We start from the raw sequence: 13,221 nt of genomic DNA, 5'->3' as shown, positions 1-13,221 counted from the left end.
GATTAAGTTTCACGCCAGTTTTTAAGTTTTTGTAAGTGCTCTTTACAGTCTACAGGTTCAAAAACAAGCGCATCACTGTTTTTTACTTTAATAGCAGATTGTTTGGAGCGTAAACTTTCAATATAGTTTGACAATTCTTGAGTGACAGCAATAAACATTTCGCGGCTTTGGCTGCTTTTTATTAACGTTGAAATACCATTGGTAGAGGTAAAAATGAATAATGCTGCCGATTCAGGATTCACCTTGTCATGCACTTCACTTTTTTGCATGGCTTTGGCAATCAATGATGTTAGCCTTTGAAACATTGTATTAGCAAGATCTCTAATTTCAGGCTCAGCAGTGGCAAGTTCACTGCAAATATTTGTCATTGGACAACCTTTTTCCATTTCTTCTTGTGAGACTAAATTAGGCATATTTCGCACAAAATGACTCATGGCACCAATGGGATCATCATGTTTTACTGCTTTTTCCCAGGGCTCACTAAACATTGGCATATAAATTTCTTCCATCACCGCAATACCTAACTCTTGCTTGTTAGTAAAGTGATGATAAAGCGCTCCTTTTGAGATATTCGCAGCAGTTAAAATATTGGCCAAACTCGTGGCTTTAAAGCCTTTACCATGGATCTCGGCAGCAGCGACTTGTAAAATTTTTTGTCGTGTGACCTGCGGATTACCCATGTTGGTTGCCTTATGAAAAAAGTAGATTAAATTTATCATGTTTAGATGATGAACATAAGGTTACAGACTAAGCGGTCTGTTTGCAAGGTGTAAAGTGATTATTAATAAAAATAACGTAGTCACTATCAGAAAACTTTATATTTTACATTTTAAAAATGCATCATTAGTGGTGTTTAGCGACATAAACCGAGATAACCTGATGTGAGGGGGAGACCATTACATCAGGTTAGATAGTTAACACACTCGCTAACTCCCTTTGATGTTTATTGATCTGAATAATATATACATTTTTATTGGGGATATTACTACCGTGAAAGCTTATGTCGCCGCTTGCACCTGTGTGTGGGCGAAGAGTAGGGAGTAATTGTAAGAGTGGTGGCAGCCTATCTCCTTTAGACCGTACTAAAAATTCAGCTGCTAGCATGGTTGCGTCGTATCCCAATGCGGTAAAAGCACTTTTAGGACGGGTATTATATTTATTTTGGTAATGTTTAATAAAGGTTTGAGTAGGAGTAGATGTGCTATCTGGTGATAGAAAAGCGTGTGTGGTAAAAAATACATCACTTAATGACTCAGCGTTATTGACCAAGGTGTCTGAATCAAAACCATCTGCGCCAATGATAGGTTCATCAAACCCTTTTTGTCTCAAATGATGAATAATGTTCAGTGATTTTGGGACACCAGAGGCAAAATAAATGGCCTCGACATTCTTTCTTACTGGAAGGAGTTGAGCGATGAGTTTATCTATGTCGAGAGTGTCAGGAGAGAAGCTGACTTTGGAGATGACTTGACCTTTTAATAATTGAAGCTCTTTAATAAAGGCTTCGCTAGCATTTATAGCGTATTGCATTTCAGTGTTTTCTATTATCAGTATTTTCTTTGCATGTAAGGTTTGTACTGTAAATCTAGCGGCTGCTTTTCCTTGCATTGAATCGGTATAGCAAGCGAGGATTAAATTTCGAGGGTATTGTTTTGCAAGCTTTCCTGAGGTCGAACCGGCAGTAATAAAGATTTTATTATGTTTGACAATACTGGGGATGGCAGCTTTTAGAAGATTATCATCAACCAGTCCAGTGATAACTTGAATATCATTCATCTTGGATAGTTTTTGGCTGAGTTGGCCTGTTACATTGGCGGTTGAATGGGTGTTAAATATTTTCAGTTTGACTGGATGGCCTAATATTCCACCTTGTGCATTGATATCTGATATTGCAAGTTGTGCGCCTTTATAAGCTGGAAGCCCTAATGTGGATAAAGGGCCATTGATACTATACAGTGCGCCAATATATACAGGTGGTTTATCATTAGATAAGCAGTGGTAACTTAATAAAATGGAAGAAAAAAATATCATCTTAATGAATATTATTTTTGTCATTTCTTATCCTTAATGTGAATTTTTATCTTATTTATTCATTTGGGGGGTAAACTAATGGCGTGCCATATTTTTTCTTTTCATTCTGTTGCTGCATCAATAAATAGCTTCACTTCGTGAATATCTCCTTTTGGAAGTACCGTATTGGGAGATAAAGGGTGAAGAGATAACAGCACTTTAAAATTTGGAATGACGGTGACGTTTTGTATTACTATGGTTATTGGTGGACTTTTTTTCCCTGTTAATAAGCCTGAATACGTTAATACAGCATTGGGTTTTGCTTGAGAAAAAATTTGATTAAAGTCGTTTAAAAAGCGAGTCGAGGTGAGTATTTTACTTTTACGAAATGGCTCGTCGGTGATGGCAATAACACCTCTATCAAGTCGGCTCAGAGAAAGCTCAAAAGTATCATCACTTTTCTTTATAATTCGTCCTTTTTGCGCACTAAGAACAAATAGCCATTGTTTGGAGGAGGTTAATGATTTTGTCGCTGATGAATTAAGAGAAGAGGTTGCTTCTACCGCCATGGTATAAGAGGATAAACTTGTTATTAAAAACAATGTCATTAATGTGATTTTTTTAAAAGACAAATTGCTTCTCCCTTGATGAGTTGTACAAACAGCACAGCTTATTTGATGCTTATCTTATATGAGTATAATAAAGCGGGTTTAAATTGCTCTTTTTTTGCATCGAATGGGCTTTATTTTAAATGTTGCAGATGGGCTTCAATAAAGGTTATAAACGTACTGACTTTACTAGGGACATGCTGACGAGTAGGGCAAACGGCATAAATAGCATGTTTCGGGAGCGAATATTCAGTCAGTATTGGAATGAGTTGCCCAGTTTTAAGTGCTTCATTGACAATAAATAATGGCATTTTGGGGATAACGAGTTATTAGAATATAAGGCATGATGTTGTCGTAAACCAAGTGAAATTGCCGCTGGCTTACGTGCAAGAGCAGCTCACTAAGCAGCGTGAGTACTGGCAACAAGCGTTAACGGATCCACTGATTAGCCTGCAGCAATGGGCCATGACCTTAAAAGAGCTGTATTTGTACGATTGCCAGCCCAGTGGGGCAGAGGCGGCGCGATTAGAGGCGTTTTGTTTTGAGTGATGAGTAATTGCATTGAATGTTATAAAAGGAAATGATGTATATGGAGTTGTATCGTGTTGTTATCCTATTTGGATCCGCCCTTATTTTGTGGGGAGTTTATTGGTATGAAACCAAAGACCGAAGCTATTTGCCGCCAGAATTGATGAAAATAGTGGAGTGTATTGAGCAGCAACAAGATTACTGTGGTGGGGAGTGAGTGGGGCGCTCTTATTTTAAAAGCGGGCCCGGGTTTTATGATTTAGGATTGAGTGTTACAGCCATTTTCTAATCATTATTTTTATAAATAAATGGAGCGTTATCATCACCATTTGGCAGAATGAAACTTTTATCAACTTTTGGATAGAAAGGAATAGAAAGCTCTGCTTGTTTAGATAACTTTATGAGCTCATTTTGATCTAATTTATTAAATTCTTCTTGCATTTCTTTTGGGTAATTTGAGTTCAATACCATCCATCGATCAAATTTCGTTTTATCACCAGTCTTAGAGGTATAATTAATTAATGCAGTGTTGTAATCTCTTTCTACTTGCTTCATACAACGATCAAGCGCCATATTACTAACGGCAAATAAGGCAATTTTCTGTTGATGTTCAGACAAGATTAATAGCCAGTCGCTATTAATTTGAGTAATTTTTCGTGATCTTAAATCAGAACAGAAATTAGCTCGTTCCTCTACCTTTGCATAAGCATCATCTAGCTCTTTCAACAAAACTTTTTCCGAATAAGGCCAATTTGCAGCACACAAAGAGAAAGGCATTAAAATAAATAATAAAAAACTAATTCTATAATGCATTAGACACGCACCCCCAAAAGCTTCTTTCTTCACCCGTTGTAAGAAGTTCCATACCAAGTGCTAATTGTTCTAGCTTTAATCTTTCAACTTTAGGTACTGACGACAAAGCATCTGCAAACATTTTCCAATCACTATTAGCGATTTGTAATTTTTTAGTATTACAATTGCTCGCAAAAGGATAAGTTTTCCGCCCCGCAAAAATTTGAAATAGCGGTATGAAAGTCATTATTGTACCTAATAAGGTTGCCATATTAGTGATCCGATTCATTTCTTTTATTGTTTCAAGTGTACGCGCAGATGGCTTGAAGCTCCTAACTGTGCAAAAATTCCCTTTCATTAAAACATCCTAATATAATTCATTTATTACAATAAGTTAATAGTGAAATGAGCATAACGTTTTTTGGTTCATTTTTGAAGCCATATTTTTGAAGTTATAGTCGAAATTTTAACCACGAGTCTTTAATTTCTTTGAGTCTTAGTATGATTAGGAAGCCATTAAGTCATGCGGAAAAATGGGGCCGCTTATTTCAAAATCGGGCCCCAGATGGGCTTTTATATTAGCTGATGCTAAAAGAGAGTAGATTGATTAACTCTATTCCTGTGCTGTCGATGTAAAACATCGATAGACAATAGAAACAGCCTTTTGCCAGGTTAGAGAAATCTTTAATTAGCTTTGAAAAGCTAATATTTTCTTTGTTAAGAGGCAATTCTGTGCCCTCCATTTAATTAGAGTAAATTAATAGAGAGCGTTCATACATCATTGGTATATAAGACATATGGAATACAGTTAAAAAATGTAATTACATTTTCCTTGTATTCTCTATGCTAAAATTATACATTGTAACTGAAAACAGTATACGAACGCTCTCTCGTGTTGGTATCAGATTAAGGTAATTGTTGGCGCAATTATCTTAATCAACTTCTTTTATCATGCTTTTTAGTGCTTCATTCCTCCTACTTTTTATGATTCTATCATAGCGTTGAACACTCGTTTACAACCCTTTTGACTTTATATGTCATTAAAGAGGTTCATTTTATTTAATGTGAAGCAGTCTACCATATTTTTTTATGGCATGTTTTTAGCTCAGATATGCTCACAAAAATAAGGTGGCTACTCTTGTTAAATGACTCATACAGATAAAGTTATTTATTAATCTAATAACAATGGTATGTATTTTTTATCTAATAGCAATCGAAGTGTGCTTATAGAAAAACAAGTGTTCGTTTTTTATCCTTATCTCTAAAATACTGGTGATTACTCTATTTTGCAAGAGAGAATCTTGGGCACAAGTTGTGGATATCTTGAGGGTATATCGCTCGATTAGTAATGGCTAACCTTTGAGCCTTGTGTTTATATGATATGCAATTAAAAGAGGGAAGAATAAGCTAACTAGATCAAATGTAAAGATCGGATCGCTACTTAAATAGAGGGAACTAATTGTAATGACTCTTCATAGAATATTGATCCCCGTAGTTGCCTTTGTTGTGTTGTATTTTGTCAGTAATGCATATGCAAGCAGTGGCGGTGGTGGGGAATAAGTGGGGCAGACTGCCCCGTTTGTAAGTCGAGTGGGGCGCGCTTATTTTAAAAGCTGGCCCCGGAATAGGTGGATTAAGTTCCTTGAATCGATTTATATACTCGACTTGATCTCTTCTTTTAATATGTCTAGTTGTTTGCTGTTGAGTTTATTTACTTTTTTTTCTATTAAACGTTTATCTTCTTGACTAGGTAATGCAATGCGTACCATTTCTAGGTAGGTTAATAGTTTCTCATTTGAATTGGTGATTGCTGCATCATAGAAAAAAGCGACAATGAGTTCATTTTCTAATGGTTGTAAGCACTGCTCTTTTAAACTCGTAACAATATAATAAATAGCTGTTTTTTTGTCATCATCTGACAAGCTATCAAACCATGTATTTTTCGTTTTAAAATCACTGATATTGTATTTAGAACAAATTTTCGATTCTTTTTCGTATTTTGCTAGGGCAAATGCTAAATTATCTGGGTCTTTTTGTTCTGCATAGCTGCTATAAGAAGACACTATACCAATAAAAAATAAAGCTATTTTATTTAGTTGCATTAGCGACACACCTCCAAAATAGAGCATCATTTCCACTTGCTACAAACCATTCTTTTTCAGCAAAGGCGTTAATTTTAGTTCTAGTGATTTCAGGTGCAGCAGCTAAAGCTTGATCAAAAGTAACCCAGTCTGTTTGTGAGACTTGCCAGCCGTAATTTATAAAAGAAGCTATTGAGTAAGTATCTCTACCGACAAAAATACCAAAAAAAGGAATTAAAACAATGAGCTTTTGAAGGTAAGATCCCATATTAGCTAATCTATCTAACTCTTTTATTCCATTACGAGTACGAGGTGTTGGTTTAAAATTCTTTATCGAGTGAAAACATTTTGCGGATGACATAAATATCCATTAAATCCATTTAGTTATAATTAATAATCTCATAAGTTAACCATAAATCCAACAGTTCTTTCTCGTTGTTTTTGTGAACTGTGACAGGGTGCAGATTTGTTTTGACTGAGTGGGAGAGTTGAACAGGTGAGAGAAGTGGGTACTTTATATATTCCAACATTAGGCCCCACCTCTCATTTAGTGGTCACTTACCTCACTCTACCTCAGTGTCTATCAGGCTTTGATACAAAAGCTTGGCTTGGGTGGTGATTGTAACTACAAGCTGTTGCAGAAATCATTACTTAAGATCAATAGAGCCTAGGTTAAATCTTGTAGGTGCTTTTCTATGAAGTCAATAAAGACGCTGACTTTATGGGGTAAGTGCTGACGGGTTGAGTAAACGGCATAAATAGCATGTTCAGGTAATGAATAATCAGTTAACAGTGGAATGAGTTGCCCGGTTTTAAGCGCTTCATTGACAATAAATAATGGCATTTGGCAAATACCTAATCCTGCAAGTAAGGCTGAATATAATGCTTTACTATTATTGACGCGATAGTTACCTTTTGGCTGAATAGAGGTCGTTCCTGTTTTACCTTTAAATTTCCATTCACTGCCAGCCTGAAAGTAAGAATAAAATAAACAGTTATGCTGCAGAAGCGCCTTTGGGGTATCTGGTACCCCATGCTGTTTAAGGTAATCTGGCGAGGCGCACAATACACTGTGACAAGATGCAATTTTACGTGCAATAAGGTTTGAATCGGGCAGCTTTCCTATTCGTATCGCGACATCGAATTGGTATTCGACCATATCGAGTACTTTATCATCCATGATCATTTCAATCGAAATTAGCGGGTGCGCTTTTAAAAATTGCGGGATTAACGTGGCAAGATGAAGTCGTCCAAAGGCCATAGGTGCATTAATTCGCAAGTGACCCTTAGGCTGGATTTGTTGTTGAGTGAGGGCATCTCTTGCATCGTTAGCTAGCGCGAGGGCTTCACTGACACTGTCATAATAAGTTTGTCCCGCTTGCGTGAGGCTTAAACGGCGAGTGGTTCGGTGTAATAAACGAATACCTAATGATGCTTCTAACTGAGTGATCCGTTTACTTACCGCGGATTTTGAACTTCCCAGTCTTTCGGCGGCTTTTGAAAAGCTGCCCATTTCTACAACGGTGACAAAAACAGGTATGGCAGCGAAAGTATTCATAGCGATTGAAATTTCTATTGTTGAGTTTTGTTCATCAATAATTTTCTATTTTGACTAATTATAAATTAAATGAAAACAATTTAAAGTGTACCTACATTTTTGTGTGGGAATAAAAACGGTGTTAAAACAAGTATCAGATAAGTTAATGGCCCTTTTCGCGGGGGGATTATTGGCACTAATGATAGATATTAATAGTGGATTAGCATTAGTTAGTTCACCGATACAAGCGTCTTGGATTGCCCATGGTGTAGGTGCATTAGTGGCGATTTGTTTAGTGATAATAGGTGCTATTTTTTTTCAGGGGCATAAGCAATATTGTTTGGGAAAATCAAAGTGGAAAAAAAAGACTGATTTGCCTTATTGGATTTATCTCGGAGGTCTTCCTGGTGCGTTAACTGTGGTGTTAGCAGCGATAACTGTTAATAGTGACATTGGGCTCAGTGGTACGTTAACCAGTACGCTTATTGGACAGATTATTTTTGGCATCATATTGGATCATTTGGGGCTGTTTGGTAGTCAGAAAAAACCTTTTGTTATCGCTGATTTATTGAAAGTTATTCTTATACTAGGAGGGAGCTTTATTATTATCTTTTCGTGATGATTCAAAGTGACTTGGAAATGAACAATACTTAAAAGAGAATGAATGATGTCCTTATATATTGTTATCGCGTTATTAAATGGTGTCGTAATCAGTTTGAGTCGAGTGCTCAATGGGCGGCTCAGCCTGCATGTTGGGCCATTAAAAGCATCAGTTTATAATCACTTAGTGGGCTTTTTGGTCTTGACTTTAACTTTGATTTTTTATGGGGTTTTTCAATTAAGCTCGATTTTGCTTATGTTGTCTGTACCTTGGTATTTATATTTAGGAGGCTTTATTGGCGCACTTTATGTGGCGTTAAACAGTTTTATATTAGCGAGATTAGGCGTGGCAAATACTGCTTTACTCGTGATCAGTGGGCAGATGCTTATGGGAGTGTTATTAGATAGTCAGTTACATGATTCCAAGGAAGTCAGTATTAAGTTATTAGGCGTTATTTTAATAGGGTGTGGCATTTATTGTTCACAGATAACGCCCGTTAAAATAAAAGTCGCATCATAAGTTAATCATCATTAGTAACATTGGATTGTTCAAGTTGGAAATGTGATCCATAGTGATACCAGAAATGACTAGAAGGTGATTGATGAACAAAGATAACATATTAGGTGTGATCCTTGCTGGTGGTCAATCTCAGCGTATGGGAAAAGATAAAGCCAAGTTACAAATTAATGGCGTCTCCATGTTGCAAAGGAATCGGCATTTATTAGGCGAATGTGGCATTCAGAATATAGTGGTTTGTCGTAATCAAACGGGGTATTTGGCCGATATTCATTTAGATTGTGGGCCCATGGGGGCAATACACACTGCTCTCTTCTTCGCTCAAAAAAGGGAGGATATTGAAGGATTAATGATTATTCCTATCGATATGCCATTGCTTAATAAGAAATTAATCAATCAATTGATTGATTATGATACGAATAATGTTTTGCAAGAAAAGACGAGTGAGGGTAAGAGGGATTGTGCTCGGTATTTCCAAAGTACGCCGCTACCATTATTTTTACCTAATGACCCTTCTTTTCTTCCTTTAAGTGAAGCGGTTGCAACCTCTAAAAAAAACCGTTCTATTAAAGCCTTTTTAGCGTTAATTGACAGCGAGTCTATAATTTCACGGCACCCTGAAAAATTAATCAATACCAATGATAAAACTCAATGGCAGCACGCTATAGATACAATAAGTGATATCCATTAATATTTTTATCAAGGTAAGTTTGAGTACATAAGGGACAATGAGAATGAAAAAAGATAAGCCTTTTCAGCCATTAAACATCGCTGTATTAACCGTATCGAATACCCGTGATGAGTCTAATAATTCTGCTGGCGACTTACTGGAAGAGGCATTAAAGGAAAGTGGTCACCAATTAAGTGAAAAAATGATCATCAAAGACAATATTTATCACATTCGCTCTATTGTGTCAGTCTGGATTGCGTCGAGCGACGTGCAAGTGGTATTAGTTTCTGGTGGCACTGGTTTTAATCGTACAAATTCAACCATAGAAGCGCTTATCCCACTATTTGATAAAAAGGTTGATGGGTTTGGCGAGTTATTTAGGCAGCTTTCCTTTGATGATATTGGTACATCAGCATTACAGTCGCGTGCGGTGGCTGGGCTAGCTAATAATACGGTGATTTTTTGCATGCCTGGTTCAACTGGAGCTTGCCAATTAGCTTGGGAGAAAATAATCCAATCGCAACTTGATGCGAGGCATAATCCCTGTAATTTTGTGCCACATGTGAAATGAATGTGGAGATGCTGGTCTAAGTGGTGATGACCTTGGTTTGTATTATCGTCTCCTAAAGGTGTACGGATGATAAGCTCTCTCTTTGAGATTTTATCTTGTTAATGTGATTGTTGAAAATCATTACATGAGCGTGATGTCATAACCTAAATAAGAGCGAATGTGTTGTCAGTCTTGTATTCTATTATGCCTATCCTTATTGGCGTCTATTCTTATGAGATTTTCTTATTTATTGAGGACAAATTATTCACTGGCGTCTTTGTCCCTATTTTGAATTGAATGTTGCAGGTTAAAGGGCTGTCAATGTGAGTGTATTACTGAAGAGGATGTGCTCAAAGTGTGTTTCTTTTTAGCATCATACCGTTTCCATACTTTTTCGTGGAAATAAAATACGACAGTGTTAATAGCGGGTTCAACTAAAGCAACGGCGCCGCCAACTAATAGGCTACCAGTTAATAAATAGGTAACAGTAAAAGCCACGCTAAAATGAAGTGCCGCAAATGTCATTGTTTTAGTCATACAAACCTCAAGTACGCGTATATTTAATAAATCAAATGATAATGGTTATCATTTGTGTTTGGAAGTGTGTTTTTAGACTTTTTTCTTAATTATTTAAAGTAATATTGGTGTTTTGGTTATATAGAAAAGAAGATTGATGATGTACTTGTAATTATATTTACATTTAAGGTTTTGTTTTTATTTAGATTATACTATTACTTAATAGGAAATGAGGTAAACACAAAATCCTTTGTTAACGGCTAAAGTTAACAAAGGAAATAGGACTTCTTGTGTAATGAGAGTTAGTTTTGTAACTCTTTACAAATATATTCTTGGCTCTCTTTACTAAAGCTACTGCTTTGTGGTGCGCTAGGAGCACAATATTCGTCAACAAATTGTTTTACTTTTTCTTTAGATTGGGCGATCAAGTTAAATGCCTGTTGTTCAGTAGCGGATAATTTCGCGTCAATAGTGGCTTTGAGTGATTGTGCTTTTGCTTCTAATGAGTCCATTTGAGTATTGGCGGAGCCTGTATCGGTAGTCGACTCAACAGCCGACGGCGTGCTGTTCACCGGCTTTTCGACACTGTCACTTTTTGTGTACAAGTAATATGCGAGGGCAACTAATATTGCCAAGATGATCCAATTTCTCATATTTAAGTCCTATCGAAGTGAATAACTTGTGTTATAAGAGTTATAATAGACCAGTTTTCTGGTAAATGTTAAAGCTGTAAGGCTGTAAAATGAACGCAGAAAAAAATCAAAAAGATTACTCAAAAGAAAAGCGAATTAAGATCCATCAACCCGATCCTGATAAAGCGGACCGTTTTAACCCGAGAAATAGGATATATGTCAGGGCTGTAACGGGGATATGGAGTACGTTACGACGTCGTCTTGGGTGGATTGCAATGTTGACTTTTTTAGTCATTCCTTGGCTTCCATGGGGAGACAGGCAGGCCGTTTTATTCGATCTTGCAGAGCAAAAATTCCATATATTTGGACTCACTATTTGGCCTCAAGATCTGACTTTGCTAGCGGCATTATTAACGATAGCAGCTTTTGGGCTATTTTTTGTCACAACTTATTTAGGGCGTGTGTGGTGTGGCTATACTTGTCCGCAAACTGTGTGGACTTTTATCTTTATTTGGTTTGAAGAAAAATTAGAAGGAACGAGGCATAAGCGAATTAAATTAGATCAACTTCCTTGGAGTGTTAATAAGGTTTGGCGTAAAAGCGCAAAACACTTAGCATGGCTATTGGTCTCTCTATTTACTGCAACCACTTTTATTTCTTATTTTGTGCCTGCCGATAAGCTTTATATCGATCTATTCAGTTTAAATGAAACGGGTTTAGTGTATTTTTGGGTGGTTTTTTTCGCTTTGGCGACTTACGGCAATGCGGGATGGATGCGAGAAATTATGTGTATTCACATTTGTCCCTATGCTCGGTTTCAGGCGGTAATGTTCGACAGAAATACCTATATAGTGGGATACGATAGTCAACGTGGTGAAAATCGAGGACCAAGAGCGCGTAAATCCGACCCTAAAGCGCAAGGGTTAGGGGATTGCATTGATTGTGACTTATGTGTGCAAGTGTGTCCAACTGGAATTGATATTCGCAATGGTCTTCAATATGAATGTATTAACTGCGGTGCTTGTATTGATGCTTGCGACAATACTATGTCTCACATGGGATACGCCAAAGGTTTAATTAGCTATACCACGGAAAATAAATTAAACCGAGTAAAAGAAAAAGTATTACGTCCTAAATTGGTTGGTTATGGCGCTATGCTTACGGTCATGACATTACTGTTTATCTACGCATGCATGACTATTTCTCCAATGCGATTGGATGTCATACGAGATCGTAATCAACTTTACAGAGAAAACAGTGACGGCTTGATTGAGAATACCTTTACCCTCAAGATTTTTAATAAAACGGAATTACCCCATGAATACTATATGAAGGTAGAAGGCTTACCTGATTATCAGTGGATAGGGCCAAAACATGTGACTTTAATGTCTGGTGAAGTACTCAGTGTACCAATCAGCTTAGCTGTGGATCCTGTAAAGCTAAATAAAAGCGTCACGGATATTACTTTTAGTGTCAGTAGTTCTGATAATAAAGTGCAGACCACGCAAGATTCTCGTTTTTTTAGTGAATAAAATACAATGTTGAATGAAAAAAGGGCTGGCTAGCCCTTTTTTTATACGTTTAGCTGGCTTTGTGTGCACTTAAATGGTTTATCGAAATTAAATGCAAAAAAGCCCTTGCGCTAATCTCAAATCTCCCTATAATGCGCACCCACTGACACGGCAAAGCAGCTTACTAAGCAATTGGTAAACAGCAGCGGTGACAGGTGTTTCAAGAAGTTAATAAGAGTAAAAGTGATTTAAAGTTAACCTTTGAAAAACTTCTTAAAAAAACACTTGACGCACACAAGGAAACGCGTAGAATACGCCTCCTCAAGCCAGCGACCTAACGTCTACGGCGATACCTGAAAAATCGGTATCACGTCCACTCTTTATATAAGAGGTAGCACTTAGCTAGGGCGTCGTTCTTTAAAAAGTTGACAAGCAAATCTGTGTGGACACTCACAGAGATTAAGTTATTCGAAACTGCCTTACTTCTTTCTAGTAAAGAGTGAAGCAGTCAAAAAATTACTTAATGACCTCTTTATTTTAAGAGTGAGTGTTCATGCGAATGAACAGAATTCATTGAGCAGGTCTTCGGACCAACAAAACTTTAATTGAAGAGTTTGATCATGGCTCAGATTGAACGCTGGCGGCAGGCCTAACACATGCAAGTCGAGC

At 37.0% G+C, this 13,221-nt stretch carries 17 protein-coding genes and 1 rRNA gene; 8 read left to right on the top strand and 10 right to left on the bottom strand.

Annotated elements, in window-relative coordinates; translation table 11 throughout:
- Positions 1-2: 2 nt before the first annotated feature.
- From Q0976_RS11290 to Q0976_RS11280, 3 genes are all read right to left on the bottom strand, one after another.
- Positions 3-680 carry a TetR/AcrR family transcriptional regulator gene (locus tag Q0976_RS11290; RefSeq protein WP_299493920.1) on the bottom strand — a complete coding sequence of 226 codons (678 nt, stop codon included), beginning with the start codon at positions 678-680 and terminating at the stop codon, positions 3-5.
- A gap of 226 nt (positions 681-906) precedes the next feature.
- On the bottom strand, positions 907-2,055 hold the full coding sequence (locus tag Q0976_RS11285) for an ABC transporter substrate-binding protein (RefSeq protein WP_299493919.1): 1,149 nt from the start codon (positions 2,053-2,055) through the stop codon (positions 907-909).
- A 77-nt stretch (positions 2,056-2,132) separates the two neighbouring features.
- On the bottom strand, positions 2,133-2,642 hold the full coding sequence (locus tag Q0976_RS11280; RefSeq protein WP_299493918.1) for a hypothetical protein: 510 nt from the start codon (positions 2,640-2,642) through the stop codon (positions 2,133-2,135).
- Between the two features lie 339 nt (positions 2,643-2,981).
- On the opposite strand from Q0976_RS11280, the gene Q0976_RS11275 reads away from it, so the two are divergent.
- Both Q0976_RS11275 and Q0976_RS11270 read left to right on the top strand, forming a co-directional pair.
- Positions 2,982-3,167, top strand: a complete 186-nt coding sequence (locus Q0976_RS11275; RefSeq protein ID WP_299493917.1) for a hypothetical protein — start codon at positions 2,982-2,984, stop codon at positions 3,165-3,167.
- Positions 3,168-3,207: 40 nt separating this feature from the next.
- Complete coding sequence (locus Q0976_RS11270) at positions 3,208-3,363, top strand: hypothetical protein (protein ID WP_299493916.1); 156 nt, start codon at positions 3,208-3,210, stop codon at positions 3,361-3,363.
- A gap of 68 nt (positions 3,364-3,431) precedes the next feature.
- Here the strand turns inward: Q0976_RS11270 and Q0976_RS11265 are convergent, their stop codons facing one another.
- The 5 genes from Q0976_RS11265 to Q0976_RS11245 form a co-directional block, all read right to left on the bottom strand.
- Positions 3,432-3,959 (bottom strand): hypothetical protein, encoded by a 528-nt coding sequence (locus Q0976_RS11265; protein WP_299493915.1) that lies wholly within the window; start codon positions 3,957-3,959, stop codon positions 3,432-3,434.
- A complete protein-coding gene (locus Q0976_RS11260; protein WP_299493914.1) occupies positions 3,949-4,296 on the bottom strand; it encodes a hypothetical protein in 348 nt (115 codons plus the stop codon). Before Q0976_RS11260 ends, Q0976_RS11265 begins: the two co-directional genes overlap by 11 nt.
- A gap of 1,294 nt (positions 4,297-5,590) precedes the next feature.
- Positions 5,591-6,040, bottom strand: coding sequence for a hypothetical protein (locus tag Q0976_RS11255; RefSeq protein ID WP_299493913.1), 450 nt, complete (start codon positions 6,038-6,040; stop codon positions 5,591-5,593).
- Complete coding sequence (locus Q0976_RS11250; protein WP_299493912.1) at positions 6,027-6,380, bottom strand: hypothetical protein; 354 nt, start codon at positions 6,378-6,380, stop codon at positions 6,027-6,029. Before Q0976_RS11250 ends, Q0976_RS11255 begins: the two co-directional genes overlap by 14 nt.
- 306 nt (positions 6,381-6,686) lie before the next feature.
- A complete protein-coding gene (locus tag Q0976_RS11245; protein WP_299493911.1) occupies positions 6,687-7,577 on the bottom strand; it encodes a LysR family transcriptional regulator in 891 nt (296 codons plus the stop codon).
- Between the two features lie 118 nt (positions 7,578-7,695).
- On the opposite strand from Q0976_RS11245, the gene Q0976_RS11240 reads away from it, so the two are divergent.
- From Q0976_RS11240 to moaB, 4 genes are all read left to right on the top strand, one after another.
- Positions 7,696-8,175 (top strand): DMT family transporter, encoded by a 480-nt coding sequence (locus Q0976_RS11240; protein WP_299493910.1) that lies wholly within the window; start codon positions 7,696-7,698, stop codon positions 8,173-8,175.
- Between the two features lie 45 nt (positions 8,176-8,220).
- Positions 8,221-8,676 carry a DMT family transporter gene (locus Q0976_RS11235; RefSeq protein WP_299493909.1) on the top strand — a complete coding sequence of 152 codons (456 nt, stop codon included), beginning with the start codon at positions 8,221-8,223 and terminating at the stop codon, positions 8,674-8,676.
- An 82-nt stretch (positions 8,677-8,758) separates the two neighbouring features.
- Positions 8,759-9,364 (top strand): molybdenum cofactor guanylyltransferase, encoded by a 606-nt coding sequence (locus Q0976_RS11230; RefSeq protein WP_299493908.1) that lies wholly within the window; start codon positions 8,759-8,761, stop codon positions 9,362-9,364.
- Between the two features lie 43 nt (positions 9,365-9,407).
- Positions 9,408-9,914 (top strand): molybdenum cofactor biosynthesis protein B, encoded by a 507-nt coding sequence (moaB, locus tag Q0976_RS11225; RefSeq protein WP_299493907.1) that lies wholly within the window; start codon positions 9,408-9,410, stop codon positions 9,912-9,914.
- A gap of 297 nt (positions 9,915-10,211) precedes the next feature.
- Here the strand turns inward: moaB and Q0976_RS11220 are convergent, their stop codons facing one another.
- Entirely contained in the window at positions 10,212-10,430 is a 219-nt protein-coding gene (locus Q0976_RS11220; RefSeq protein WP_299493906.1) for a DUF2061 domain-containing protein, read from the bottom strand.
- 281 nt (positions 10,431-10,711) lie between these two features.
- The gene (locus Q0976_RS11215) at positions 10,712-11,062 is read right to left on the bottom strand and encodes a hypothetical protein (protein WP_299493905.1); all 351 of its coding nucleotides are present in this window, start codon (positions 11,060-11,062) and stop codon (positions 10,712-10,714) included.
- 89 nt (positions 11,063-11,151) lie between these two features.
- Between Q0976_RS11215 and ccoG the strand changes: the two genes are divergently transcribed.
- Both ccoG and Q0976_RS11205 read left to right on the top strand, forming a co-directional pair.
- A complete protein-coding gene (gene ccoG, locus Q0976_RS11210) occupies positions 11,152-12,573 on the top strand; it encodes a cytochrome c oxidase accessory protein CcoG (protein ID WP_299493904.1) in 1,422 nt (473 codons plus the stop codon).
- Positions 12,574-13,154: 581 nt separating this feature from the next.
- A 16S ribosomal RNA gene (locus Q0976_RS11205) occupies positions 13,155-13,221 on the top strand; the annotation flags it as partial.

This window comes from uncultured Shewanella sp. (assembly GCF_947501665.1).
In the GTDB taxonomy this organism is placed as follows: Bacteria; Pseudomonadota; Gammaproteobacteria; order Enterobacterales; family Shewanellaceae; genus Shewanella.
The sequence above is the reverse complement of the archived record's forward strand: the minus strand, read 5'-3'. Positions and strand labels throughout refer to the sequence as shown.

Excerpts from the sequence above, each read along its gene's own strand:
- Q0976_RS11250 (WP_299493912.1), bottom strand. The coding sequence starts at position 6,380 with ATGTCATCCGCAAAATGTTTTCACTCGATAAAGAATTTTAAACCAACA.
- Q0976_RS11255 (WP_299493913.1), bottom strand. The coding sequence starts at position 6,040 with ATGCAACTAAATAAAATAGCTTTATTTTTTATTGGTATAGTGTCTTCT.
- Q0976_RS11290 (WP_299493920.1), bottom strand. The coding sequence starts at position 680 with ATGGGTAATCCGCAGGTCACACGACAAAAAATTTTACAAGTCGCTGCT.
- Q0976_RS11215 (WP_299493905.1), bottom strand. The coding sequence starts at position 11,062 with ATGAGAAATTGGATCATCTTGGCAATATTAGTTGCCCTCGCATATTAC.
- Q0976_RS11220 (WP_299493906.1), bottom strand. The coding sequence starts at position 10,430 with ATGACTAAAACAATGACATTTGCGGCACTTCATTTTAGCGTGGCTTTT.
- Q0976_RS11245 (WP_299493911.1), bottom strand. The coding sequence starts at position 7,577 with ATGAATACTTTCGCTGCCATACCTGTTTTTGTCACCGTTGTAGAAATG.
- Q0976_RS11260 (WP_299493914.1), bottom strand. The coding sequence starts at position 4,296 with ATGAAAGGGAATTTTTGCACAGTTAGGAGCTTCAAGCCATCTGCGCGT.
- Q0976_RS11235 (WP_299493909.1), top strand. The coding sequence starts at position 8,221 with ATGATGTCCTTATATATTGTTATCGCGTTATTAAATGGTGTCGTAATC.
- Q0976_RS11265 (WP_299493915.1), bottom strand. The coding sequence starts at position 3,959 with ATGCATTATAGAATTAGTTTTTTATTATTTATTTTAATGCCTTTCTCT.
- Q0976_RS11270 (WP_299493916.1), top strand. The coding sequence starts at position 3,208 with ATGGAGTTGTATCGTGTTGTTATCCTATTTGGATCCGCCCTTATTTTG.
- ccoG (WP_299493904.1), top strand. The coding sequence starts at position 11,152 with ATGAACGCAGAAAAAAATCAAAAAGATTACTCAAAAGAAAAGCGAATT.
- Q0976_RS11285 (WP_299493919.1), bottom strand. The coding sequence starts at position 2,055 with ATGACAAAAATAATATTCATTAAGATGATATTTTTTTCTTCCATTTTA.
- moaB (WP_299493907.1), top strand. The coding sequence starts at position 9,408 with ATGAAAAAAGATAAGCCTTTTCAGCCATTAAACATCGCTGTATTAACC.
- Q0976_RS11230 (WP_299493908.1), top strand. The coding sequence starts at position 8,759 with ATGAACAAAGATAACATATTAGGTGTGATCCTTGCTGGTGGTCAATCT.